We start from the raw sequence: 23,674 nt of genomic DNA on the forward strand, positions 1-23,674 counted from the left end.
CTGCCGGGTGCAGCGGGCAAAGGCTCAAGCAAGGGCGCAACCGCCGATGGCAGCACGCGCGGTTTGGGACGGCAACTCTGCGAACAGCACCTGGTACTCCGCCGCAAAATGGCTGAGGTGATAGAAGCCCCACTGGGCCGCGGCATCGCCAATCGAAAGATGCGTCGCGGGGGTGGACATCAGGGTTCGGCGCACACCGTTCAGCCTCACGGAGCGCAGGTAATTGACCGGCGTCGTCTCGGTCACCGAGCGGAAGCTGTTCTGCACCGTACGCCGACTGACCTGGAGTCGCTGGCACAACTCGTCCACGCTGGGCACGCTGTTCAATTGCGCGGTCGCCAGGCGGTGGCATTTTTCGACAATGTAGCTGCGCGTGGAACTTGGCGTGCGCTGCTGCTTGTCGCAGGCGGGGTCGGTCATCAATTGCAGCAGCTCGCCGAGCATGGTCTGCTCCAGCGCCACTTCCCGGTCTTGCGCATTGTCGAGTTCTTCACTCAAGAGCGCCTGGGAGAACGCCGCCAGCATTCGACGGCGAGCCTCGGCATAGCGTTGAGTGGACACCTTGATCACCGGCTGACGCAGCAACTGAGCGATTTCCCTGGCCGACGCGGTTTGCGCCAACGCGTCTTCGAACAACTCCCGTTCGAAGGTGATCGCCAGCAGTTCCATGCCCAGCGGCATATGGAACATGAACTCCTCGCCACCATGAAGAAAGAACAGGCTGCTGTCATCCACTTCCCGCCCTTGCATCCGGATCGAACCCGGAACGGTGATCGGCACGGCGAAACACATCTTGCCCCGTGGGGCCACGCCGTGCTGCACGACACGCTGGTTGATCTGCTCGCGAAACACGTGGCAGCGCGCCGTCGTCAGCTGGATAAGTGAGCTCTCAGCCGTACCAGCGGTCAACTGGTTGTAATCCTGGCTCCACTCCTGGACGGTGGCGGCGTGGACATGGATGTCATGGAAATGGCTGATGTTCTGGTTTTTCATGATGACGAAAGCCTCGGCCGATATTCTTCTTTTTTAGATCGCCTTCTCGAGCGATATTCTCACATAAAGAGAATTCTGCAAATTTTCTTTGAGCAATGTCCGTGCTCCGATGCTGACGCGCCAGGCGGCCCATCCATGTGCCGATTCGGGCTACCGGCCAGGAACAGCCCACGGGGATGATCGGCACACTGAAACCGACATCCTGAGAGACCGTCATGAGCGAAGCCAAACTTGAAGCCCTCCATTTCGCGGATGCCCCGCGGATTACCTCCACCATTCCCGGCCCCCGGACCACCGAGGCGCTGGCGTTGTCGGCGCGTACCGAATCCATGGCACGCGGTGGCGGACGCATGCCCGTGGCCATGGACCGGGCGTTCGGCGCGACCTTCAAGGACGCCGATGGCAATACCTACATCGACTTGTCCGCGGGTGTAGGCGTCAGCAGCGTGGGTCGCTGCCACCCGAAAGTGGTGCAAGCCATTCGCGAACAGTCCGAAGTGCTGATGCACGCCCTGGAGGTCAACAGCACCCGGCGCACCGAACTGGCCGCCAAACTCTCCGAGATCGCGCCCGACGGCTTGCGCGGCGACTGCATTACGTTCTTCACGCAAAGTGGCAGCGACGCTTTGGAGGCGGCCATCAAGTTCGCCAAGCGCGTCACCGGGCGGCACCAGATCATCGCCTTCCACGGTGGCTACCACGGCGTATGGAACGCTTCCGGTGCCCTGACGACAGGCACGGCCTATCGCAAGGGCTATGGCGCCCAGATGGGTGGCGTCATTCATGCCCCCTACCCTTATGCCTACCGTTTTCCCTTCGATACCACGCACAAAAGCGCCGAGCAGATCGCCGGTGAGTACGTGGATTACCTGCTGAACACCCCCTACACCGCCGCCGATGACGTGGCGGCCGTGATCGTGGAACCGGTACAGGGCGAAGGCGGCTATGTGCCGCCCTCGCCAGAGTTCCTGCAACTGTTGCGCAAGGCCTGCGACCGCAGCGGTGCGCTGCTGATTGTCGATGAGGTGCAGTCCGGCGCCGGACGTACCGGCAAGATGTGGGCGGTCGAGCACTCCGGCGTGAAGCCCGACATGCTCACCTTTGGCAAGGGTATCGGCAGCGACCTGCCAATGGCCGGCCTGATCATGCGCTCGGACCTGGCGGTGGCGATTCCTGACGGATCGATGCCCAACACCTTCGCCGCCAACTCGTTGTCCGCTGCAGTGGCGCTGACCAACATCAGTATCCTCCAGGACCCGGAGCTCGATCTGCTCAACCGTGCCCACACACTGGGGCTCGAAGCACAGGAGCGTATTCGCGGCTTCGGCAGCCCGCTGGTCGGTGAGGTCCGGGGGCGCGGCCTGATGATCGGGATCGAGCTGGTCTCGGACCCGACCACCAAGGCGCCACTGGCACCGGAAAAGATTGGCCAACTCATGGGTTACCTGCTGAGCCACGGCGTGCTGATGATTCCCTGCGGTCGCTACAGCAACGTGATGCGTGTCATGCCCTCGCTGACGATCTCACGGGCGCTGTTCTTCAAGGCCCTGGACATCTTCGGCGACGCCCTGGACGCCCTCGATGCGTGACCTGTCCCGACTCCTGCACATCACTCGTGGATTTCCAAATGACTGAGCACTTGAAACACTTCATCGCAGGCGCGTCTTTCGAAGCCTCTGACGGCCGCCGCATCAACCTCGTCAACCCCGTGACGGAACAGGTCTACGGCAGTTGCGCCCGCGGCACCGTCGAGGACGTGGACCGTGCCGTGGGAGCCGCACGCCACCAGCTCGAACGTGGCGTCTGGAGCCAGCTTGACGGTGCCCGGAGGGCTCGACTGCTGTCGAAACTGGCCGACCTGGTGGAACGCGACACCGACGTGCTGGCCGATATGGACGCCGACGCCATTGGCCGCTCGCCGATCGAACCGCGCCGGTTGGATGTGCCCAATGCGGTCGCCAACCTGCGCGCCTCCGCCGGCTGGGCCAACCAGCTGGAGGGGCGGACCATTCCCTCCGGTGGCTACTTTGGCACCAAGTCCCTCTCGTACACGGTACGCGAGCCAGTGGGCGTGGTCGGTGCCATCGTTCCCTGGAATTCACCGCTGATGATCACGGTCTGGAAACTCGCCGCCTTGCTGGCGGCAGGCTGCACCGTGGTCATCAAGCCGTCGGAAGAGACGCCACAGTCGGCGCTGCACCTGGCAACGCTGGCCCAGGAAGCCGGCTTCCCCGATGGCGTGATCAACGTTGTCACCGGCTATGGCAACGAGGTGGGTCGCGCCCTGTGCGAACACCCCCATGTCGACAAGATCAGCTTCACCGGCAGCCCCGAAGCCGGACGCGAGATCCAGCGCACTGCCGGCGTGCTGTTCAAGCGCGTGGCCCTGGAGCTGGGCGGCAAGAGCCCGCAGATTGTCTTCGACGACGCCTCCTTCAACGACGCGCTATTCGGCTGCTCCCTCGGTCTGTTCGCCAACCAGGGCCAGGTCTGCGCGGCCGGCTCGCGCATCCTGGTCCAACGTGGCCTCGCCGATCGCTTCGCCGCAGCACTGGCCGATGCCGCGCGCGCGGTCAAGGTGGGCGACCCCCGCCAACCCGGCGTGCAGATGGGGCCGGTGGCCAAGAAAGCCCAATTGGATCGCGTCAACCGCTACATCCAACTGGGCATCGACCAAGGTGCGTCCCTGCTGGCCGGCGGGGTATCGAACCCTGAACAGGGCTGGTTCGTCCGGCCGACCATCTTCGCCAACGCCCGCAATGACATGGCGATCGCCCAGGACGAGATCTTCGGCCCCGTCGGCACGGTGATCACGTTCGACAGCGAAGAAGAGGCTGTCGCGCTGGCCAACGATTCCAACTACGGCCTTGCCGCCACGGTCTGGACGAGCGACCTGGCACGAGCGCATCGCGTCGCCGCGGCGGTGAAGGCCGGGGCCGTGGGCATCAATTGCTGGAGCCCACTGGACGCCAACCTGCCCTGGGGCGGCGTCAAGGCCAGCGGCATTGGCCGGGAAGGAGGATTCAGCGGCGCACTGGCCTACACCGAGGAGAAGGTGATCACTGTGCTGCTGCCTGGCTAAGAGTAAACCCGCACTCCCCCGTCCATCCTCCACGCCCCTGTGTCGTAGAGGGTGGCCGTTCAAACGTGCATTCCCCTGGCTCCGATGATCGATGGAGAGACTGTGATGAATCCGGTAAATCAAACAACAATTGATCGGTATCCGACGTCCCTGCGAATTTTGCACTGGGTGCGCGCCGTGCTCGTCACTGGCCTCCTCTGGGCGGGCTGGCACATGACTGGGCTGGCTGACGAAGTGGCGAGCAAATATGAGCTCTATTATCCATGGCACAAATCCTTCGGGGTGCTGGCATTCCTGGTGGTCCTGGTCCAGATCGTCATGCGGGTGAGAACGGCCAGGCTGCCGCAACCGCCAGAGACGCTGGCACGGTATGAGCGGGTTTCGTCAAGACTCGCCCACCGTACCTTGTACGCGCTGCTGGTAATCGTGCCGTTGATGGGTTATTCGATGTCGAGCACCTACACGATGAGCGACGGCGTGTTCTTCTTTGGGGTGAACCTTCCGGAGCTCCTGGGCAAGAATGACGACTGGTTCGTGGTCTTCCAATGGCTGCACAAAGTGCTCGCCTACACCCTTCTCGGCCTGATCCTGGTGCATGTCGCCGGTGCCTTGAAGCACCGGTTTTATGACCGCGACCCTCGAAACGATGTCCTGCGCCGCATGCTGTGACTCGATCAGGCGTTGGCGAAAAGTGCCAACGCCTTGCATGACCTGCTTCTGCGTCTACACATCGGTAGTGACTGCCAGCCCGGGAACCGCCACCGTTGAAGTGCGTGACGGCCGGTGCCAGGCGCGCTACCCGTATTCATGCCTCCCAACGACGAAACAACACGCTGGCATTGACCCCGCCAAACCCGAACCCATTCGACAACGCATGGTTAATCGGCATCTTCCTGGCCTTCAGGCCGACCAGGTCAAGCCCAGCGGCGGCCTCGTCAGGATGAACCAGGTTGAGGGTCGGCGGCACGATCTGGTCACGCAGCGCCAATACCGTGAAAACGGCTTCAATGCCCCCGGCCGCGCCCAACAGGTGGCCGGTAGCCGATTTAGTCGAGGTAATCGCCACCCCGGAGTCAGTGCCGAATACCGAACGAATCGCCGTCAGCTCCCCGCTGTCGCCGACCTGGGTAGACGTCGCATGGGCATTGATATGCTGCACGTCGGCTGGGCTGACTGCGGCCTGGCGCAGCGCCTGTTCCATTGCTCGGCGGGCGCCGTTGCCGTCTTCCGGGCCGGCCGTCAGATGGTAGGCATCGGCGCTGGTGCCATAGCCGACCAGCTCCGCCAGGGGTTTGGCCCCACGCGCCAAGGCGTGCTCCAGCGACTCGATCACCAACAAGCCCGCGCCTTCGGCCATGACAAAGCCGTCGCGATCACGGTCGAAGGGGCGCGAAGCTTCCTGCGGGCGGTCGGCAAAACCGGTGGAGAGCGCCCTGGCCGCCGCGAAACAACCCAAGGTCACGCGATCGATCGCCGCCTCGGTACCGCCGCAAACGGCAATGTCCGCCTCCCCGCTCCTGATCAGCCGGGCCGCATCGCCAATGGCCTGGACGCCGGCCGCACAGGCGGTTACCGGTGCACCGAGCGGGCCTTTGAGGCCGTGCCGGATGGAAACGTGGCCGGCCGCCATGTTGGCGAGAAACGCCGGTGCGGAGAACGGTGACAGCCGACGCGGCCCCCGCGAGTCGGTGGTGCGTACGGCATCGGCAATGGCGCCAAACCCACCCACGCCCGATGAAATGATCGTCGCGGTCCGCTCCTGGTCGACGGCTTCAGTCGGGTGCCAGCCCGCCTGCTCCAGGGCCTCATGGGCGGCCACCAGCGCAAACTCGATGAAGCGATCCATTTTCTTGCGATCCTTGGGCGCGATGACGCGCTCGGGATCGTAGCCAGCGCTGGCATCTTCCTCCAACGACGGCACCTGGCCGCCCACGGCGACACCGGTACCCTCGGTGATATCTCCAGGCAGGACACGAATGCCGGAGCGGCCGGCCAGCAACCGTTGCCATACCTGTTCTACACCGCAACCCAAGGGGCCGACAATGCCAACCCCTGTGACGACGATTCGTTTTTGACCTTCGGGAGTACTCATAAGAACCTCTTCATTTCTCGGTCGACGCTCACTGGCAGCCACACGTGAACACTCGCTTATACCAGCCGTACTGTTTCAATTGGAGCAGGCTGGCCAGGACGGATCTTGAACCAGATGGAATACATTGCCGGCAGGAACACCAGGGTCATGAGGGTGCCGACGAACGTACCGCCGATCAGCGTGTAGGCCAACGTACCCCAGAACACCGAGTGCGTCAGGGGAATGAACGCAAGGATCGCCGCCAGCGCTGTCAACAGCACGGGGCGGGCCCGCTGTACGGTGGCTTCGATGACAGCATTGAACGGATCCAGCCCTTCTTGGGCGTTGTGATGGATCTGCCCGATCAGGATCAGCGTGTTGCGCATCAGGATGCCCGACAGTGCGATCAGGCCGACCAGGGCATTGATGCCGAACGGCTGGTGGAATATCAATAGCATCGGCACCACGCCAATCAGTCCCAAGGGCGCGGTGAAGAACACCATGAGCATCGCCGAGATCGAACGCACCTGGACAATGATGATCAGCAGCGTCAGCGCCACCATGATCGGCAGCAAGGGCAGGATTGCTTGGTTGGCCTTGCCCGATTCCTCGATAGCCCCTGCCTGCTCGATCCGGTAGCCGTCAGGGAGCGTGTCGAGGATCGGCTGCAACAGCTCGAGCATCGCGCTCGATACGTCCGGTGGCTGCAAGCCTTCGGCAATGTCGCCGCGCACGGTGATGGTCGGCGTACGATCACGTCGCCGAAGGATCGGATCCTCCATGCGTACATCCACCTCGCCGACCTGGGACAGCGGGATACGCTGCCCGGCGGCCCCTACCAGCGTAAAGCCTTCGATCCGGGCGGGGTCAAGACGGATGTCACCGGCGGCTCGACCGACTACCTGCACCGAACGGATGTCCTCACGAACCGCCGTGATTGGCACCCCGGCCAGCAGAAATTGCAGTTGCTCGGCGACGGCACTGGATGTCAGTCCGACCGCCTGCAGGCGATCCTGATCCAGGTTGAAATGCAGCGTCGGCACCAGCGGCCCCCAATCGGTGTTGACCGTTCTCATCATCGGGCTGGCTTGCATGACGTCCTGTACGCGTGCGGCAATCTCCCGCAGTTTCGTCGGATCAGGCCCCATCACCCGGTAGGCCACCGGAAACGGTGAATACGGACCGAACACAATCTGGGTCGCCCTGACACGGGCCTCTGGGGCAAGCCCTGCGGCAACCGCTTCCCGAAGACGGAACTTGAGGGTTTCCCGTGCCTCCTGGCTGTCCGTCAGCACGACGATCTTGGCGAACGACGGATCTGGGAGTTCTGGCGCCATTGCCAGGAAGAAACGCGGCGCGCCCTGTCCGATATAGGCGGTGACGATTTTCGCTTCCGCCTGTTTTTGCAGCCAGGCTTCGACCTTGGCCGTGGCGGCGCTGGTCTGCTCGATGGAAGTTCCATAGGGCATTTGCACCTCGACCATTACCTCGGGACGGTCTGAAGTCGGAAAGAACTGCTTTTTCACCAGGCCCATGCCCAGGACGGCCACGACAAACAGCGTGATCACCGTACCGGCCACCAGCCATTTGTGGCTGATGACCCGCGTCAGGACCTGGCGGAAGTGATTGTAGTGGCGGGTGTTGTAAATGGCGGCATGTCCGCCTTCGACCGGTTTGATGTCCGGCAACATTTTCATCCCCAGGTAAGGGGTAAAAGCCACCGCAACCACCCAAGAGGCGATCAGGGCGATGCCTACGATCCAGAACATGTTGCTGGTGTACTCGCCAGCGGTAGATTGGGCAAACCCGTTGGGCATGAAGCCAATCGCCGTCACCAGCGTACCGGATAGCATCGGTGCAGCAGTGTGACTCCAAGCATAAGCGGAGGCTTTGATCCGGTCATATCCCTCCTCCATTTTCACCACCATCATTTCGATTGCGATGATCGCATCGTCCACCAGTAGCCCGAGCGCCAGGATCAGCGAACCCAAGGTGATCCGGTCGAAGTTCTTACCGGAAGCCGCCATCACCACAAAAACGATGGCCAGTGTCAACGGTACGGCCGCTGCGACCACAACGCCTACACGCCAGCCCATGCTGAGAAAGCACACGAGCATCACAACCAGCAGCGCGACAAAAAACTTGACCATGAACTCGCCGACGGCCGAATCGATGTTCACGGCCTGATCGGTCACCTTGGTCAGCGTCATGCCCAGCGGCATGCCTTCATTGATCTTGCTCGTTTCGGCATCGAGCGCCTTGCCCAGATCGAGGCCGTTCCAACCCTCGCGCATGATCACGCCCAGCAACAACGCCTCTTCGCCGTTGTTGCGCACCAGGAAGGTGGCCGGGTCTTCATAGCCACGTTCAACTGTCGCCACGTCCGAAAGTTTCAACGTGCGCCCCTGGACGGCCAGCGGCGTATCACGAATTTTCTCCAATTTATCGAAAGCCCCCTCCACCCGCAGGAAAACCTGTGGCCCGTTGGTTTCGATGGAGCCGGCGGGCGTCAGTACGTTCTGGCTGTTCAGTGCGGCGAAGATATCCTGGGGAGAAACACCCAAGGTCGCCAGCCGGTCATGGGAGAAGGAAATGAAAATGCGCTCGGCCTGTTCGCCGATGATGTTGACCTTCTTCACCCCCGCCACATGCAACAGGCGCTGGCGCAGAACCTCGGCATCACGCACCAGCAGGCGCTGCGGCTCGCCCTTGGCCTTGAGGGCGAAAAGCGCGAACGTCACGTCCGAGTACTCGTCGTTGACCAGGGGGCCGACCACACCCGCCGGTAACTTGCTGGCTTCGTCGTCGAGCTTCTTGCGCGCCTGGTAGAACTCTTCCTGCACCTGTGAAGGTGGCGTGCGGTCCAGCAGCGAAACCATGGTGAAAGCCAGGCCGGGACGAGTGTAGGTTTCCGAGCGGTCGTACCATTTCAATTCTTGCAGGCGTTTTTCCAGGGGCTCGGCGACCTGGTCCTGCATCTCCTGCGCCGTCGCCCCCGGCCATGCAGTGATGACGGTCAGTTGCTTGACCGTGAATGGCGGATCCTCCGCGCGGCCAAGCTTGAAGAACGCCAGGGTCCCGGCGACAGCGATCAGAAAAATCAGAAATACCGTGATGGCGCGCTCGCGCACGGCGAGCGCCGAAAGGTTGAAGCTCATTGGCGGCTCTCCGCGACATTCACATCGCCTTGAGCAAGCAGCCGGACGGGCTCGCCTTCACGCAGCAGATGTGCACCCAGGGCGACAATCCGCTCACCGACGTTGAGACGGCCTGCAACGCGCGCCGCGTCGTCGCTCAAGCCCAAGACCTGGACGGGACGCCAAGTCACTTTTGCCGGCTCGCCGTCGATGACCCACACGCCAGTGCCATTGCCGGGGTCGTACAGCGCCGCGATCGGCACTTGCAGCACCTGCCCCTGGGCCACACCCTCGGTGATACGCAGTGTGACGGTCGAGCCCAGCGGTGCATTAGCCAGGGCGCCTTCCAGGACATAGCGCGCTTCAAAGGTACGGGTCACCCGGTCAGCCGAATCGGAAAGCAACCTCAGCCTGGCGGTGACCGCACCGCTGGTATTGCCATACAGCGTCGCCTGGGCGCTGGACCCGACGGCCGGCCGCAGGGTCTCGGGCAGTTGCACGACGGCTTCGCGCTGCCCTGCTCGCGCCAGTCGGACCACCGGTTGACCCGGACTGACGACCTGCCCCGGCTCGGCGAGCGTTTCCATCACCACACCATCGGCGTCGGCGAGCAGCACCGCATAGCCGGACGCATTGCGGGCCACGTCGGCTTGCGCCTCGGCGGCGCTGAGCTGCGCCTTCGCGGTATCGGCGGCGGCTTTGATCTGGTCATAACCCGACGCCGAAATCGCCCCGGCGGCCACCAGCTCGCGATATCGAGCTTCATCGTCAGCGGTCTGCTTGGCCCGGGCACGTGCGGCCGTGACAGCCTCTTGCTGGGCTCGCGCCTGCAAGCCCAGGTCGATGGGGTCCAGGCGCATCAGCGGCTGGCCCTTCTTGACGGACTGACCGGCATCCACCAACCGCTCCAGGACCTTGCCTGACACACGAAAGCCCAGGTCGCTCTGGACACGGGCCGCCACGACGCCGGTGAAAGAACGAGCGCCGACGGAAGAACCCTGCACTTGCGCAACCCTCACCAGAGGAGCAAGCGTGCGCGGATCGGTGGCGGTGGAGGAGTCGCCACACGCCGTGAGGACAAGAGGCAACAAGCAAGCGGCAAGGGTGACAGGTCGGAGCCGGAGCATAGGTTCCCTTTACTGAACGGAGGATTGGGAACTCATTCTTGCGCTCGTGACCAATACTGTCAATGGTCACATATCGCGGGACAGTTTTTAAAAACTGATTTTTTACAGGCGCCCAGTAAATACTGTGATTTCAATTCTGAAGGCCACTTCCATCACCAATTGACAGGGTGTGACCATCATATAATATGGTCACAAATGTCGATCCCAAGGAAACGTCAATGCCACCCCTGCGACCCCTTGCTTTTTTAGTAAGCGCCAGCTTGATGACCGGCTGCGCGGTCGGCCCGGACTATCAGCGTCCCGATGCCACGCTTTCCGATCGTTTCCTGGGCCAGTCTTCTGTCGAACAAAGGGCCGGCACAGCGCAGACCCGTCTCACAACCTGGTGGGAGGGTTTTGGCGATCCGGTGCTGACCGATTTCATCAACAAGGCGCTGGAGCAGAACCTCGACCTTGCCCAAGCGTCAGCGCGCGTTGCCCAGGCGCGGGCGGGTCTGGGCGCCGCCAACGCTGCCTTGCTGCCGTCGGGAAATATCAGCGGCCAGGCCGCACGGGCCTATCAATCCGTCGAAACGCCGCTGGGCCAGGTGCTCAATTCAACCCCCGGTTATGATCGATACGGAAATACCTACTCGATGGACCTGGGCGCGAGCTGGGAACTGGATGTCTTTGGTGGCCTGCGACGCGGACGCGAAGCTGCATTGGCCGAATACCAGGCCTCCGAGGCCGGGGCCGCGGCCACGAGGCTGGCCGTCGCCGCGCAGACCGCTGACACCTACATCACCCTGCGCGGCTTGCAAGCGCGACTGGACATTGCGAACCGCCAGGTCAAGACCCAGCAGGACCTGCTGGAAAAAGTCCGGTTGCTCTACAGCAAAGGGCTCGCCGCCAGCTATCAGGTCCGCCAGACCGAGGGCGAACTTGCCCAGGTCCAGGCAACGGTACCGGTCCTGCAAACCGGGCTGGATGCCGCCATGAATGCGCTGGATGTCATGCTCGGCACGCCGCCAGGCACCCACCGCCCGCAACTGACCGAGACAGGGAGCATTCCCCTGCCCCCCCAAATCAGCGGGATGGGTACACCCGCCGATCTGCTGCGCCGCCGGCCGGACCTCATCGTCGCCGAGCGTCGTCTCGCCGCCTCCAATGCCCGCATCGGTGAAGCCGTCGCCGAGTACTATCCGAAATTTTCCCTCAGCGCATTGCTCGGCAGTGCCACGACGGTCTCTGCCGGGCACCTTTTCTCCGGCGGCGCCAGCCAGGCGTCGGGGGCGCTGGGCCTGCGCTGGAGGCTGTTCGATTTTGGCCGGATCAACGCCCAGATCGACCAGGCCAAGGGGCAGGAAGCCGAGGCGCTGGCTGCTTATCGCCAGTCCGCGTTGCGCGCCACCGAGGATGTCGAGAACGCCTTCTCCGCCCTGGTCAACCGAGAAACCCAGGCCACGACGCTCACCGCAGGCGAAGCGTCATTGAGCGAGGCGCGTCGATCATCCTTTATCGCCTATCAGAAAGGCACGGCCAGCCTGATCGATGTCCTCAACGCCGACGAGACGCTGCTCCAGGCATCCGATGCCCGGGCACAAGCACGGACGGAATCGGCACGCGCGGCGGTCGCGGCATTCAGGGCGCTCGGTGGCGGCTGGCAAGCGCCGCAGCCACCACCGCCCATCGCGAGCCGATGATCCGACATAAACACCAGGCCGTCATCGCGAGCAAGCTCGCCCCCACAGGGTTAGCGCTCATTCCCTGTGGGAGCGAGCTTGCTCGCGATCGGGCAATCGCAGCTATTTTCAATCTCTACAACCGGAGTCCAGCCACATGAAAACCAACGAGAATTCCTGGGTGCTCATCACGGGCGCTTCAAGCGGCTTTGGTGAAGAGTTCGCCCGGCAATACGCAGCGCAGGGAAAATCCCTCGTTCTGGTGGCCCGCAGGCTGGACAAACTGGAAGCGCTGTCAAAAGAACTGCGTGAGCGTTTCGGCATCGAGGTGATCAACGAACAAGTCGACCTGTCTTCGATTCCAGCAGTCATCGAACTGCACAAGCGACTGGTTCAACGGGGTATTACGGTCGATGTGCTCATCAACAACGCCGGCCATGGATTGCAGGGCCCGTTCCTGGACCACGCCATTGACCAATCCCTGGCAATGATCAATCTGGACATCGCCAGCCTGACCACCATGACTCGCCTGTTTGCGCAGGACATGCGCATCCGCCGCCGCGGCCACATTTTGCAGGTCGCCAGCCTGCTGTCCTATCAAGGCGTGAAAAATTTCGCGGTCTATTCGGCGGCCAAGGCCTATGTGCTTCGCTTTTCCGAGGCACTGCATCAGGAACTCAAGGGCGACGGTGTCGTCGTGACCGCGCTGTGCCCAGGCATGTCGGATACCGGGTTTGCGCAGAGTGCCAACCAGACCCTCACGCCAGCACTGAAAATGGTGATGATGCAACCCGAGCCAGTGGTTCGCGCAGGCATCCGCGCGCTGCAAGCCGGGCGCATGAGTGTGGTACCCGGCCTCGGCAACAAGGCGCTCACGGTGTTGACCTGGGCCACGCCCCGCCGATTTCACCAGCGTCTCATGGCGAATGTCATGGGTGCATGAATGCGCTGCGGCGAAGGACCGGGAGCCACAAGGGCTCCCGGCATACGCCCTATTGCGTTAGAAGCGATAGCTGACTGAAGTACCAAAACCGCTGGCACTGTTCCGGTACTTGGAACTGTATGCGCCACGGGTCGACGAGGTCTCGTTGACGCGCACACTCTCTTCCTGCAAGTAAGAGTAAGCCACGTCGATCGTCACGTCTTCCACCGGCGTCCAGCCGGCACCGAAACTGAGCACCGTGCGGTCGCCGGTTGGTATCCGAGGCCCACGGTTGGTGTTGTTGGCGGGCGACTGGTCGACCGACAAGCCCGCGCGCAGGACCCATTGATCGTTGAGCTTGTACGCGGCACCGATGGCATGGGCCCAGGTGTCATGCCAGTCCTGTTCTTCGCTGACGGTGCTCAGCGCGCCGCTCAGCAGCGCAGGCAAGCCGGAGGTCTCGATGGTCAACTCTTTGAAGCGGCTCCAGCGCGTCCAGGTACTTCCCAGGTAGATCGTCCAGTCGTCATTGAGCTGATGAGTGAGCGAGATGTCCACGGACTCCGGAGTATCCACGTCCAACGACGCGTCATAGCTGCGGCCACTTACCCCCAACACGCTGAAAATGCCGCCGGTGAGCTTGGACTTGGCGTCCAGGTGGTAACTGACCTTGGAGTGGTAAGTCAGCCCCAGGCGAGTTTGGTCCGTCGCCTGCACCAGGATGCCGGCGTTGAAGCCGAGCGCCGTATCGTCGCCATTGCTCTTGAGCTTGCCGTCGTTACTGCCGGGGCTGAGGGGATTGGGCACCATCCCGGAGATCTCACCGCTGATCCGGTTGATGGTCGGACCGAACCCGATCGACACCTTGTCGTTGAAGGCATAGCTGACGGTCGGCTGGAAGGTCAGCGTCGTCACTTCGCTTTTGTTGCCGTAATAACGCCCGGCAAAGTCACTGCCATAATCGGTGATCAAACCAAATGGCACATAAAAACCGACGCCGACAGCCCAGTGCTCATCCACCGGCTTGACGTAGTAACCCATCGGCACCGTGGTGGTCGGCACGACGTCACCGTCCTCTTGGCCACCGAAGGTACTGCGGGTCTGGCTGATATCGTTCTTGGCAAACAGGGTCGCAGCGCCCAGGCTGACCTGCTCTTTCTTCAGGCGAGACATGCCCGCCGGGTTGCCGAAGACAGTACTGGCATCTTCTGCGGAAGAGGACCGCCCGGCAAAACCCGAGCCCATCCCACTGATGCTTTGTTCGTTCAGCGCAAAGCCGCTGGCAAACACTTGGGACGTTGCAAGCGCAACGGCGAGACTCACGGGGGTCTTGAGCAAGATTCTTTTCATTATTAGGACTCTAGGAACAATTGCTGGGGGGAAACGGTTTGTTTTTCTACTAGGTAAAAATCGCCACGGTCTGGCGCGCCCAAAGCACCCGCCGACCGCTTTCGTCCCAGATCTCCATATCCTGTAGCGAGTAGCCTTCCAAGGCTTGCTGACTGAAAGAGCTGATGAGGAACCATTCGCCGGCCACGGCGGGCTGCGGCAGATCGATTGTCCAGGAAGCCGAGCTGATGGCTGCCGGCTCTGTGAAGCAGGTCATCGCAGCGGGCGGCAGACTGTCAGCCAGGGCGATCAAAGCCACCGCCGGGTCTACCCCCTGGGCATCCAGGTGACGAACCCACATCAGTAACTCCGGATTCGTAGCCCCGGACACCGGCAGTGACCCACCCGCAGGGCGCATTTCGAAATTGAAGGCGCAAGCAGGCGCAATGGTGTTGTCCAGCGCCAGCGTGGTGTACCGCGACGCCTGCTCCACCATCGGGCATCCCCATGCTTCATGGGTAATCCTGCTGGCTCGTGGTTGAGCGAACAGCAAGGTCGTGCGCAACGCCAGCTCATCGCCCGACTTGCAATCGACAGACACCGAGGTCACGGATCGCCCTTCGCGCAACACGCTGGTATCGAATGTCTGGGCTTGCGTGACCGGACCTATGAATGACACCTGCGCAGACTTGAACGGAGGAAAGCCCTGTGGCCGTTCGCGCAGAACCGTTTCCAACGACAACGCCGCCGAAAGACCACCGAAAATCGTGCGACCCTGCTGCCAATTGGCTGGAGCAATGAACGGCAGGCTCGGATCAAACTGCGCCAGCACCTGGGCAAAACTGGTCATTTAGACGTCCTCCGACGGCCTGAACGTGAACCCGCAAAAGCACCGCAAGAGGGATCACCTGAAAGTCGATGCCATACTTATTCATGTGACCATTTGTGTCAATAGTCACCTAGCAGACAAAAAGAGACCACTCGGTCAGGTACAACCCGAATGCAAGGACAGTCGTTTTTGAATCGGGACGGCTGCTCGTCGCAGCCGTGGCTCAGGGCATCAGGCTACGCAGGATGAGGTTGGCGGTAAGCGTCGGCGCCACCTCGACATGATCGAGGCTGTACTGCAGCAATAGAGGATTGACGAAAGGCCGAAGGGTCAGGTGTATCGCCTCAACGGTTTCATCCAGGGGCGTCTTGCGTTCGAACTCACCGCTTTCGCGCCCTTCCCGTACGACCTGCACCACGAATTGCTTGATCCGTGCGTCATACACCTGGGAACTGGGCCAGCGCTCCGACGCGGAGAATGCGGCAATGTCGTAGAGCTTGCGATCATTGAAGAACAGGTCGATCCCTGTGGTAATCAGCGTCTTGACCAGGCGGCGAAAGCGCTCGGTCGAAGAGAGCCCTTCCTCGCTGACGGCCTCCTCCACGGCCGCAACGATCTTCGCAAGACAGCTGGAGCAAATGGCTTCGCCAATCGCCTGCTTGGAATCGAAAAACTTGTAGATGTAGGCCTTGGAAAAGCCGATGGCCTTGGCCAGGTCAGACACGGTGGTCTTGGCGTAGCCGTATTGACTGAAATGCTCGTTGGCCGCCGCGACAATCTGGTCGCGAATGTCATGATCGGCTGGGCCGCGAGTGCTGGGCGAAGGTGCTGTTGGCTGATTCATGGACGCAGCTTACGCATCCCGGCGAGGGATGACAACTTGTGACCACCTATGAATATGGTCACAAAACAACCGTCCGTCAGTTACCCGCGCTTTGCTCCCTCGCCACAAGGGCTCCCGATTTATCCGTATCATTTGGCAAAAAGCTGGCTCATATCCTTGAACGCCTTGAATTCAAGGGCATTCCCACACGGATCGAACAGGAACATCGTGGCTTGCTCGCCAACCTGCCCTTTGAAGCGGACGTAGGGTTCAATCACAAACTCCGTACCGAAAGATCTCAATCGTTCAGCCAGTGCCTCCCACGCCTCCCAAGCCAAAACAACACCAAAGTGCGGGACCGGCACATCGTGCCCGTCCACCGGATTGCTCTGGGCACTTTCCTGGAAAGCGGTCTTGGCTTGCTCATGAATCACCAGTTGGTGACCGTAGAAATTGAAATCGACCCACTGGCTGCTGGAGCGGCCTTCTTCCAGGCCAAACACTTCACCATAGAAGGTACGGGCGGCGGCAAGATCGTAGACCGGAATCGCCAGATGAAACGGAGAAAGGCTCATCGAGAATGCTCTTACGTGTGAGGTTGGACCATCGTAGCGCCGCGTACAGACCGTGTCCAAGCGATGCTGGGAAAGGACGGGGTTTCGCGGCGGGACCTTGCACCGCAGGTCCGCATCCAAACTTAGCCGCTTGCGCCGAGTAAATGATCTATACCTTCAGAAGCACAGTCGGGCCAAGGCAGCGGCATTGACGTGATGGGATGGAACGGTTCTGGTGAATCCCGCTGGATCGCTGCATCATGCGCCGCACTTTATAAAGAAGCTGGCCTGTAGACGTTGTTTCCGGCGCCCTGTACGCCGGGATTGGCGCACCACTTTCAATGCCTGAAGTATCGTCCATGAGCCCGACTACACGCGTTTTGAACGCCTCAACCAAAGCGCTTTACCGGCTTTGTCTGTTACTGCCGCTGCTGGCTACCCATGAGGCGAGCGCTGAGCCTCCGGTCATTGAACTGCACATTCTCGACGCACCGCCGCTGACATTCGTCGACGATCCCAGGGGCCACGGAATCGTGGGCGATGTCGCCGTGGCGGCCATGGCCAGGGCCGGGTACACCGTAAAGATCCATGTGCTTCCCTGGGCTCGTGCGCAAAAACATGTCAGTGAAGAACATGACCACTTGATCACACCCCTGTCGCGCATCCCCACTCGTGAGGATCGCTTTACCTGGATCGCCTCGATCATGCCCATGGAGCGCGCCTTTTTCAGCCTCGAACGGCAGGTGACCAGCTTCGCCCAAGCGAAAGAAACCTACCGCAAGATCGGCGTCGGCCTGGGCAGTGCACAGGAAGATATCCTGCGCAGCGAAGGGTTCAGCGATGAACAGATCTATACGTTGGCCATCGGCGACAATCCTGCCCAGATGCTGTTGATGGGGCGTATCGATGCCTGGTTCAACGGGGTGCCGGAGAGTCGTTACATCTGGCCGAAGGTGTCCAAGCGCAAACTGCTCATGAGTTCGGTTGGCAGCTACGCCGACCTTTACCTGGCCTGCTCCAAGCAATGCTCGCCGGAAATGGTCGAGCATTTGCGCGATGCGGTTGAAGCGCCTCGCGCGGATGGGACCGTCAAGCGTGTCCATGACCTTTATTTGTCGCAATAGACTGTGGTGGGGGGAGCCGGGCTAGAGCCCTCATCGATGGCTTATATCATTCTGAATGATAGTTACCTTTGCTTCATTCGATTCGTTCCTGTGCCTTGCGCCACGCATCATCCGCCCATTCTCAATACATTGGCGGATGCTATCCATGGAACATTCACTTTCAAAATTGCGTTTTCCCCTCGCGCTGCTGGCGGTGCTGGTGATGAGCGCCTGCGGCAAGACTCCCGACACGGCAGCGTCCATGCCGCCGGCCAAAGTCAGTGTGGCCAAGGTGTTGGAGCAGCCTGTCAACGAATGGGATGAGTTCACCGGCCGCCTCGAGGCGCCAGAAACCGTCGAGATCCGCCCGCGGGTTTCCGGGCAGATCGACGAAGTGGCCTTCACCGAAGGCGCGTTGGTCAAGAAAGGCGACCTGCTGTTCCAGATCGACCCGCGCCCTTTCCAGGCTGAAGTACGTCGTCTCGAAGCCCAACTGGCCCAGGCCCGCGCCACCGCCACCCGCAGCGAAAACGAAGCCCAGCGCGGCGAACGCCTGCGCTTGAGCAACGCCATTTCCGCCGAACTGGCGGACTCGCGCACCACCGCCGCCCAGGAAGCCCGTGCCGCCGTTGCGGCGATCCAGGCGCAATTGGACCTGGCCAAGCTGAACCTGAGCTTCACCCGCGTCACCTCGCCCATCAGCGGTCGCGTCAGCCGCGCGCAGATTACTGCCGGCAACCTGGTGACCGCCGATGTCACGCCGCTCACCAGCGTAGTGTCCACTGACAAGGTCTACGCCTACTTCGATGCCGACGAGCGTGTCTTCCTCAAGTACACCCAACTCGCCCGCCAGGGCCAGCGCGGCCAGGCCACGCCAGTCTACATGGGTCTGTCCAACGAAGACGGCAACCCGCACCTGGGGCAGATGAACTTCGTCGACAACCAGGTCAACCCGCAGACCGGCACCATTCGCGGTCGCGCCGTGTTCGACAACAAGGACGGCGCCTACACCCCGGGCCTGTACGCCCGCCTGAAGCTGGTGGGCAGTGGCACCTACTCTGCCGTGCTGATCAATGACGAAGCCGTGGGCACCGACCTGGGCAAGAAATTCGTGCTGGTGATGGACGCCGAGAACAAGCCGGCCTACCGCGCTGTCGAGCTGGGGCCGAAGATCGAAGGCTTGCGCATCGTGCGCAACGGCTTGAGCAAGGACGACACCATCATCGTCAAGGGGCTGCAACGGGCTCGTCCGGGCTCGCCGGTCACGCCTGAAACCGTACCGATGGCCAGCGAAGAAACCATTGCCGCCCTGGCACAACAACGTAAAGCGCTCGAAGCCAGCAACCTGCCCCAAGTCGCGCCATCCAAGGCGGCGTCAGGGTCGGCAGGCAAACTGGCCGCTGCGACCCCACGCGGTTAAGGGACTGAATCCAAGATGAAATTTTCCCAGTTCTTCATTTCGCGGCCGATCTTCGCAGCAGTGCTCTCGCTGCTGATCCTGATCGCCGGCGCCATCTCGCTGTTCCAGCTACCGATCAGCGAATACCCGGAAGTCGTGCCGCCGACCGTGGTCGTACGCGCCAACTTCCCCGGCGCCAACCCCAAGGTCATCGGCGAAACCGTGGCCGCGCCCCTGGAACAAGCCATCACCGGTGTCGAGAACATGCTGTACATGTCCTCGCAGTCCACCGCTGACGGCAAGATCACCTTGACCATCACCTTCGCCCTGGGCACCGACCTGGACAACGCCCAGGTGCAGGTGCAGAACCGCGTCACCCGGACCGAGCCCAAGCTTCCGGAAGAAGTGACCCGGATCGGCATCACGGTGGACAAGGCATCGCCCGACCTGACCATGGTCGTGCACTTGACCTCGCCGGACAAACGCTACGACATGCTCTACCTGTCCAACTACGCCCTGCTCAACATCAAGGATGAGCTGGCGCGCCTGGGCGGCGTAGGTGATGTGCAACTGTTCGGCATGGGTGACTACTCCCTGCGGGTCTGGCTGGATCCGAACAAGACCGCTTCGCGCAACCTGACCGCCACTGACGTGGTCACCGCGATCCGCGAACAGAACCGCCAGGTGGCGGCCGGTGCCCTGGGTGCGCCGCCAGCGCCGAACGCTCAATCCTTCCAGCTGTCGATCAATACCCAGGGTCGCCTGGTGAGTGAGGAAGAATTCGAGAACATCATCATTCGCTCCGGCGCCAACGGTGAGATCACGCGCCTGAAGGACATCGCCCGGGTCGAGCTGGGTTCCAGCCAATACGCCCTGCGCTCGCTGCTGGACAACCAGCCGGCGGTGGCGATCCCGATCTTCCAGCGCCCAGGTTCCAACGCGATCCAGATCTCCAACGACGTTCGCGCCAAGATGGAAGAGCTGAAAAAAGGCTTCCCGGCGGGAATGGACTACAGCATCGTCTATGACCCGACGATCTTCGTCCGCGGCTCCATCGAAGCGGTGGTCCACACCCTGTTCGAAGCCCTGATTCTCGTGGTGCTGGTGGTGATCCTGTTCCTGCAGACCTGGCGCGCCTCGATCATCCCCCTGGTGGCGGTGCCGGTTTCGCTGATCGGTACGTTCGCGGTGATGCATCTGTTCGGCTTCTCGTTGAACGCCCTGTCACTGTTCGGCCTGGTCCTGGCGATCGGTATCGTGGTGGACGACGCCATCGTGGTGGTGGAGAACGTCGAGCGAAACATCGAGCTGGGACTCACCCCCGTGGAGGCGACCAAACGCGCCATGGGCGAAGTGACCGGTCCGATCATCGCCACCGCCCTGGTGCTGTGCGCAGTCTTCGTTCCGGCGGCGTTCATCAGCGGCCTGACCGGTCAGTTCTATAAACAGTTCGCCCTGACCATTGCCATCTCCACGGTAATCTCGGCGGTCAACTCCCTGACCCTGTCGCCGGCCCTGGCCGCGGTACTGCTCAAGGGCCATGACGCACCCAAGGACCGTTTCTCCAAGTTCCTGGACAAGATATTCGGTGGCTGGCTGTTCCGTCCGTTCAACCGTTTCTTCGAGCGTGCCAGCCATGGCTACGTGGGTACCGTCGCTCGGGTGATCCGCAGCAGCGGCATCGCCCTGGTGCTCTACGCCGGCCTGATGGTGCTGACGTTCTTCGGCTTCTCCACCACCCCGACCGGCTTCGTGCCCGGCCAGGACAAGCAATACCTGGTGGCCTTCGCCCAACTGCCGGACGCTTCGAGCCTGGACCGCACCGAAGACGTGATCAAGCGCATGTCCGACCTGGCCCTCAAGCAACCGGGCGTTGAAAGCGCCGTGGCCTTCCCCGGCCTGTCGATCAACGGTTTCACCAACAGCCCGAACGCCGGCATCGTGTTCGTGACCCTCAAGCCTTTCGACGAGCGCAAGGACCCGAGCATGTCGGCCGGCGCCATCGCCGGTGCCTTGAACGGCAAGTACTCGGAGATCCAGGAAGCCTACATGGCGATCTTCCCACCGCCGCCAGTACAGGGCCTGGGTACCATCGGTGGTTTCCGCCTGCAAATCGAAGACCGGGGCAACCTGGGCTACGACGAGCTGTACAAAGAAACCATGAACATCATCACCAAGAGCCGCAGCGTGCCGGAACTGGCCGGGTTGTTCACCAGCTACACCGTGAACGTGCCCCAGGTCGATGCCGCCATCGACCGTGAAAAAGCCAAGACCCACGGCGTGGCCGTCAGCGACATCTTCGACACCCTGCAGATCTACCTGGGTTCGCTGTATGCCAATGACTTCAACCGCTTCGGGCGCACCTACCAGGTCAACGTCCAGGCCGAGCAGCAGTTCCGTCTCGAGTCGGACCAGATCGGCCAGCTCAAGGTGCGCAACAACCGTGGCGAGATGATCCCGCTGGCGACCTTCATCAAGGTCAGCGACACCTCGGGGCCGGATCGCGTGATGCACTACAACGGCTTCATCACGGCTGAAATCAACGGTGCCGCTGCCCCGGGGTACAGCTCCGGCCAGGCTGAAAAGGCCATCGAAAAACTGCTCAAGGACGAACTGCCCAACGGCATGACGTACGAATGGACCGACCTGACGTACCAGCAGATTCTCTCGGGCAACACCGCGCTGTTCGTGTTCCCGCTCTGCGTACTGCTGGCGTTCCTGGTGCTCGCGGCACAGTACGAAAGCTGGAGCCTGCCATTGGCGGTGATCCTGATCGTACCGATGACCCTGCTGTCGGCGATTACCGGGGTGATTCTCTCCGGTGGCGACAACAACATCTTTACCCAGATCGGCTTGATCGTACTGGTGGGACTTGCCTGCAAGAACGCGATTCTGATCGTCGAGTTCGCCAAGGATAAACAGCTTGAAGGCATGAACCCGCTGGCGGCGGTCCTCGAAGCGTGCCGCCTGCGTCTGCGGCCGATCCTGATGACCTCCTTCGCCTTCATCATGGGCGTGGTGCCCCTGGTGTTCTCCAGCGGCGCAGGTGCGGAAATGCGTCATGCCATGGGTGTGGCGGTGTTCTCCGGGATGCTCGGCGTGACCTTCTTCGGCCTGCTGCTCACCCCTGTGTTCTATGTACTGATCCGCAACTTCGTCGAGCGCAGCGAGGCCCGCAAGGCGGCCCGGGCTTTGAAACTGGAGGCGCAACAATGAGTTTGAAAGCGTTCGTTCCGAGCTTGCTGGCCCTGGCGTTGAGCGCCTGCGCCGTGGGTCCGGACTACAAGGCACCACAAACGGAGGCGGCGAACATCACCACCGCCACCGACGGTGCCGCCGGCCAGAAGAATTTCGACCGGGCTCGCTTCGAGGGCGTCTGGTGGCAGCAGTTCGACGACCCGACCCTCAACGCGTTGGTGACTCGTTCCCTGGAAGGCAACCGCGAGTTGCGCGTGGCCTTCGCCCGCTTGCGGGCCGCCCGGGCGATTCGCGATGACGCCAGCAATGACGTCATGCCGACCATCACCAGCCGTGCCAGCAGCGACTTGGGCAAGGGCCAGAATCCTACAGGGCAGACGGACGAGCGGATCAACACCGAGCGTTACGACCTGGGCCTGGACATGGCCTGGGAGCTGGACCTGTTCGGACGCATCCGGCGTAACCTGGAAGCCACCGATGCCGATCAGCAGGCGGTCGAAGCCGATCTCTATCAGTTGCAAGTGACGATGATCGCCGAGCTGGTGGACGCCTACGGTCAATTGCGCGGCGCCCAGCTGCGGGAAAAGATCGCCTTGGCGAACCTGAAGAATCAGCAGGATTCGCGCAAGATCACCGAAAGCCTGCGTGATGCCGGCGTCGGCGATCAGCTCGACGTGGTCCGTGCCGATGCCCGCCTGGCGTCTGTAGAAGCCAGCGTGCCGCAACTGCAGGCCGAACAGGTGCGCCAACGCAATCGCATCGCTACGTTGCTGGGCGAGCGCCCGGACAAACTCAGCGTGGACCTGAGCCCGAAACAGTTGCCGGCCATCGCCAAGGCCCTGCCCATCGGCGACCCGGGTGAACTGTTGCAACGACGCCCGGACATTCTCAGTGCCGAGCGTCAACTGGCCGCCGCCACGGCACGCATCGGCGTGGCCAAGGCCGATCTGTTCCCACGGGTCAGCCTGAGCGGTTTCCTCGGCTTCACGGCTGGACGCGGTTCGCAGATCGGCTCCTCGGCCGCCAACGCCTGGGCGCTGGGCCCGAGCATTACCTGGGCCGCTTTCGACCTGGGCAGCGTGCGGGCACGCTTGCGCGGTGCCGATGCCGAGGCGGACGGCGCCCTGGCGGCTTACGAACAGCAAGTGCTGTTGGCCCTGGAGGAATCGGAAAACGCCTTCAGTGACTACGGCAAGCGCCAGCAACGGCTGATTTCGCTGATCCGCCAGAGTGAATCGAGCCGCGCCGCCGCCGACCTGGCCGAGATTCGCTACCGCGAAGGCACCGTGGACTTCCTCGTGCTGCTCGATGCCCAACGTGAACGCCTGGCCGCCGAAGACACCCAGGCCCAGGCCGAAGTGGACCTGTACCGCGGCATCGTCGCGATCTACAAGGCCCTGGGTGGCGGCTGGCAACCGGAAACCGTTGCCAGCAACTGACCCGCCC

18 protein-coding genes are annotated in these 23,674 nt (G+C 62.0%); 9 read left to right on the forward strand and 9 right to left on the reverse strand.

The genetic code is table 11. The annotated features are described in order from the left end of the window. Positions 1 to 24: 24 nt before the first annotated feature. Together BLU85_RS15495 and BLU85_RS31165 are read right to left on the reverse strand one after the other, a co-directional pair. Positions 25 to 993, reverse strand: a complete 969-nt coding sequence (locus tag BLU85_RS15495; RefSeq protein WP_092200889.1) for a helix-turn-helix domain-containing protein — start codon at positions 991 to 993, stop codon at positions 25 to 27. Continuing rightward, positions 962 to 1,210 carry a hypothetical protein gene (locus BLU85_RS31165; protein WP_139207933.1) on the reverse strand — a complete coding sequence of 83 codons (249 nt, stop codon included), beginning with the start codon at positions 1,208 to 1,210 and terminating at the stop codon, positions 962 to 964. The genes BLU85_RS15495 and BLU85_RS31165 overlap by 32 nt, the downstream gene beginning before the upstream one ends. On the opposite strand from BLU85_RS31165, the gene BLU85_RS15500 reads away from it, so the two are divergent. The 3 genes from BLU85_RS15500 to BLU85_RS15510 all read left to right on the forward strand — a co-directional run bounded on the left by BLU85_RS15500 (position 1,209) and on the right by BLU85_RS15510 (position 4,744). After that, positions 1,209 to 2,582 (forward strand): aspartate aminotransferase family protein, encoded by a 1,374-nt coding sequence (locus BLU85_RS15500; protein ID WP_092200887.1) that lies wholly within the window; start codon positions 1,209 to 1,211, stop codon positions 2,580 to 2,582. The two genes, BLU85_RS31165 and BLU85_RS15500, sit on opposite strands and share 2 nt — an antisense overlap. Before the next feature lie 38 nt (positions 2,583 to 2,620). Further along, a complete protein-coding gene (locus BLU85_RS15505; protein ID WP_092200884.1) occupies positions 2,621 to 4,075 on the forward strand; it encodes an aldehyde dehydrogenase family protein in 1,455 nt (484 codons plus the stop codon). Positions 4,076 to 4,180: 105 nt separating this feature from the next. Then, positions 4,181 to 4,744, forward strand: a complete 564-nt coding sequence (locus BLU85_RS15510; RefSeq protein WP_092200881.1) for a cytochrome b — start codon at positions 4,181 to 4,183, stop codon at positions 4,742 to 4,744. Between the two features lie 136 nt (positions 4,745 to 4,880). On the opposite strand, the gene fabF is transcribed toward BLU85_RS15510, so the two are convergent. From fabF to BLU85_RS15525, 3 genes are read right to left on the reverse strand one after another with little or no spacing between them, the layout of a single operon-like run. Continuing rightward, positions 4,881 to 6,167, reverse strand: a complete 1,287-nt coding sequence (gene fabF, locus BLU85_RS15515; RefSeq protein WP_092200878.1) for a beta-ketoacyl-ACP synthase II — start codon at positions 6,165 to 6,167, stop codon at positions 4,881 to 4,883. 56 nt (positions 6,168 to 6,223) lie between these two features. Next, positions 6,224 to 9,304, reverse strand: coding sequence for an efflux RND transporter permease subunit (locus BLU85_RS15520; protein ID WP_092200875.1), 3,081 nt, complete (start codon positions 9,302 to 9,304; stop codon positions 6,224 to 6,226). After that, a complete protein-coding gene (locus tag BLU85_RS15525; RefSeq protein WP_092200872.1) occupies positions 9,301 to 10,410 on the reverse strand; it encodes an efflux RND transporter periplasmic adaptor subunit in 1,110 nt (369 codons plus the stop codon). The genes BLU85_RS15520 and BLU85_RS15525 overlap by 4 nt, the downstream gene beginning before the upstream one ends. A gap of 218 nt (positions 10,411 to 10,628) precedes the next feature. Between BLU85_RS15525 and BLU85_RS15530 the strand changes: the two genes are divergently transcribed. Together BLU85_RS15530 and BLU85_RS15535 are read left to right on the forward strand one after the other, a co-directional pair. After that, on the forward strand, positions 10,629 to 12,092 hold the full coding sequence (locus tag BLU85_RS15530) for an efflux transporter outer membrane subunit (protein WP_092200869.1): 1,464 nt from the start codon (positions 10,629 to 10,631) through the stop codon (positions 12,090 to 12,092). Positions 12,093 to 12,228: 136 nt separating this feature from the next. Further along, on the forward strand, positions 12,229 to 13,014 hold the full coding sequence (locus tag BLU85_RS15535) for an SDR family NAD(P)-dependent oxidoreductase (RefSeq protein ID WP_092200866.1): 786 nt from the start codon (positions 12,229 to 12,231) through the stop codon (positions 13,012 to 13,014). A 57-nt stretch (positions 13,015 to 13,071) separates the two neighbouring features. Here BLU85_RS15535 and BLU85_RS15540 read toward each other — a convergent pair whose 3' ends face one another. From BLU85_RS15540 to BLU85_RS15555, 4 genes are all read right to left on the reverse strand, one after another. After that, positions 13,072 to 14,343, reverse strand: a complete 1,272-nt coding sequence (locus tag BLU85_RS15540) for an OmpP1/FadL family transporter (protein ID WP_092200863.1) — start codon at positions 14,341 to 14,343, stop codon at positions 13,072 to 13,074. Positions 14,344 to 14,392: 49 nt separating this feature from the next. Beyond that, complete coding sequence (locus BLU85_RS15545; RefSeq protein WP_092200860.1) at positions 14,393 to 15,172, reverse strand: thioesterase family protein; 780 nt, start codon at positions 15,170 to 15,172, stop codon at positions 14,393 to 14,395. 202 nt (positions 15,173 to 15,374) lie between these two features. After that, on the reverse strand, positions 15,375 to 15,995 hold the full coding sequence (locus BLU85_RS15550) for a TetR/AcrR family transcriptional regulator (RefSeq protein ID WP_092200857.1): 621 nt from the start codon (positions 15,993 to 15,995) through the stop codon (positions 15,375 to 15,377). Between the two features lie 128 nt (positions 15,996 to 16,123). Next, entirely contained in the window at positions 16,124 to 16,549 is a 426-nt protein-coding gene (locus BLU85_RS15555; protein WP_092200854.1) for a VOC family protein, read from the reverse strand. A 338-nt stretch (positions 16,550 to 16,887) separates the two neighbouring features. On the opposite strand from BLU85_RS15555, the gene BLU85_RS15560 reads away from it, so the two are divergent. The 4 genes from BLU85_RS15560 (at position 16,888) to BLU85_RS15575 (ending at position 23,667) form a co-directional block, all read left to right on the forward strand. Further along, positions 16,888 to 17,652: a substrate-binding periplasmic protein gene (locus BLU85_RS15560; RefSeq protein WP_092200851.1), complete on the forward strand. Its 765-nt coding sequence runs from the start codon at positions 16,888 to 16,890 to the stop codon at positions 17,650 to 17,652. Positions 17,653 to 17,797: 145 nt separating this feature from the next. Then, positions 17,798 to 19,051, forward strand: coding sequence for a multidrug efflux RND transporter periplasmic adaptor subunit MexE (gene mexE, locus BLU85_RS15565; RefSeq protein WP_092200848.1), 1,254 nt, complete (start codon positions 17,798 to 17,800; stop codon positions 19,049 to 19,051). 15 nt (positions 19,052 to 19,066) lie between these two features. Then, positions 19,067 to 22,246, forward strand: coding sequence for an efflux RND transporter permease subunit (locus BLU85_RS15570; protein ID WP_092200845.1), 3,180 nt, complete (start codon positions 19,067 to 19,069; stop codon positions 22,244 to 22,246). Further along, positions 22,243 to 23,667 (forward strand): efflux transporter outer membrane subunit, encoded by a 1,425-nt coding sequence (locus tag BLU85_RS15575; RefSeq protein WP_092200842.1) that lies wholly within the window; start codon positions 22,243 to 22,245, stop codon positions 23,665 to 23,667. The genes BLU85_RS15570 and BLU85_RS15575 overlap by 4 nt, the downstream gene beginning before the upstream one ends. Positions 23,668 to 23,674 lie beyond the last annotated feature (7 nt).

The sequence above is a fragment of the Pseudomonas sp. NFACC14 genome (genome assembly GCF_900106885.1).
In the GTDB taxonomy this organism is placed as follows: Bacteria; Pseudomonadota; Gammaproteobacteria; order Pseudomonadales; family Pseudomonadaceae; genus Aquipseudomonas; species Aquipseudomonas fluorescens_AA.

What these genes read in the sequence shown, in the direction of transcription:
- BLU85_RS15530 (WP_092200869.1), top strand. Translation starts at nt 10,629, where the DNA reads ATGCCACCCCTGCGACCCCTTGCTTTTTTAGTAAGCGCCAGCTTGATG.
- BLU85_RS15505 (WP_092200884.1), top strand. Translation starts at nt 2,621, where the DNA reads ATGACTGAGCACTTGAAACACTTCATCGCAGGCGCGTCTTTCGAAGCC.
- BLU85_RS15510 (WP_092200881.1), top strand. Translation starts at nt 4,181, where the DNA reads ATGAATCCGGTAAATCAAACAACAATTGATCGGTATCCGACGTCCCTG.
- BLU85_RS15540 (WP_092200863.1), bottom strand. Translation starts at nt 14,343, where the DNA reads ATGAAAAGAATCTTGCTCAAGACCCCCGTGAGTCTCGCCGTTGCGCTT.
- BLU85_RS15550 (WP_092200857.1), bottom strand. Translation starts at nt 15,995, where the DNA reads ATGAATCAGCCAACAGCACCTTCGCCCAGCACTCGCGGCCCAGCCGAT.
- BLU85_RS15560 (WP_092200851.1), top strand. Translation starts at nt 16,888, where the DNA reads ATGAGCCCGACTACACGCGTTTTGAACGCCTCAACCAAAGCGCTTTAC.
- mexE (WP_092200848.1), top strand. Translation starts at nt 17,798, where the DNA reads ATGGAACATTCACTTTCAAAATTGCGTTTTCCCCTCGCGCTGCTGGCG.
- BLU85_RS15500 (WP_092200887.1), top strand. Translation starts at nt 1,209, where the DNA reads ATGAGCGAAGCCAAACTTGAAGCCCTCCATTTCGCGGATGCCCCGCGG.
- BLU85_RS15525 (WP_092200872.1), bottom strand. Translation starts at nt 10,410, where the DNA reads ATGCTCCGGCTCCGACCTGTCACCCTTGCCGCTTGCTTGTTGCCTCTT.
- BLU85_RS15575 (WP_092200842.1), top strand. Translation starts at nt 22,243, where the DNA reads ATGAGTTTGAAAGCGTTCGTTCCGAGCTTGCTGGCCCTGGCGTTGAGC.
- BLU85_RS15545 (WP_092200860.1), bottom strand. Translation starts at nt 15,172, where the DNA reads ATGACCAGTTTTGCCCAGGTGCTGGCGCAGTTTGATCCGAGCCTGCCG.
- fabF (WP_092200878.1), bottom strand. Translation starts at nt 6,167, where the DNA reads ATGAGTACTCCCGAAGGTCAAAAACGAATCGTCGTCACAGGGGTTGGC.
- BLU85_RS15570 (WP_092200845.1), top strand. Translation starts at nt 19,067, where the DNA reads ATGAAATTTTCCCAGTTCTTCATTTCGCGGCCGATCTTCGCAGCAGTG.
- BLU85_RS15520 (WP_092200875.1), bottom strand. Translation starts at nt 9,304, where the DNA reads ATGAGCTTCAACCTTTCGGCGCTCGCCGTGCGCGAGCGCGCCATCACG.
- BLU85_RS31165 (WP_139207933.1), bottom strand. Translation starts at nt 1,210, where the DNA reads ATGACGGTCTCTCAGGATGTCGGTTTCAGTGTGCCGATCATCCCCGTG.
- BLU85_RS15535 (WP_092200866.1), top strand. Translation starts at nt 12,229, where the DNA reads ATGAAAACCAACGAGAATTCCTGGGTGCTCATCACGGGCGCTTCAAGC.
- BLU85_RS15555 (WP_092200854.1), bottom strand. Translation starts at nt 16,549, where the DNA reads ATGAGCCTTTCTCCGTTTCATCTGGCGATTCCGGTCTACGATCTTGCC.
- BLU85_RS15495 (WP_092200889.1), bottom strand. Translation starts at nt 993, where the DNA reads ATGAAAAACCAGAACATCAGCCATTTCCATGACATCCATGTCCACGCC.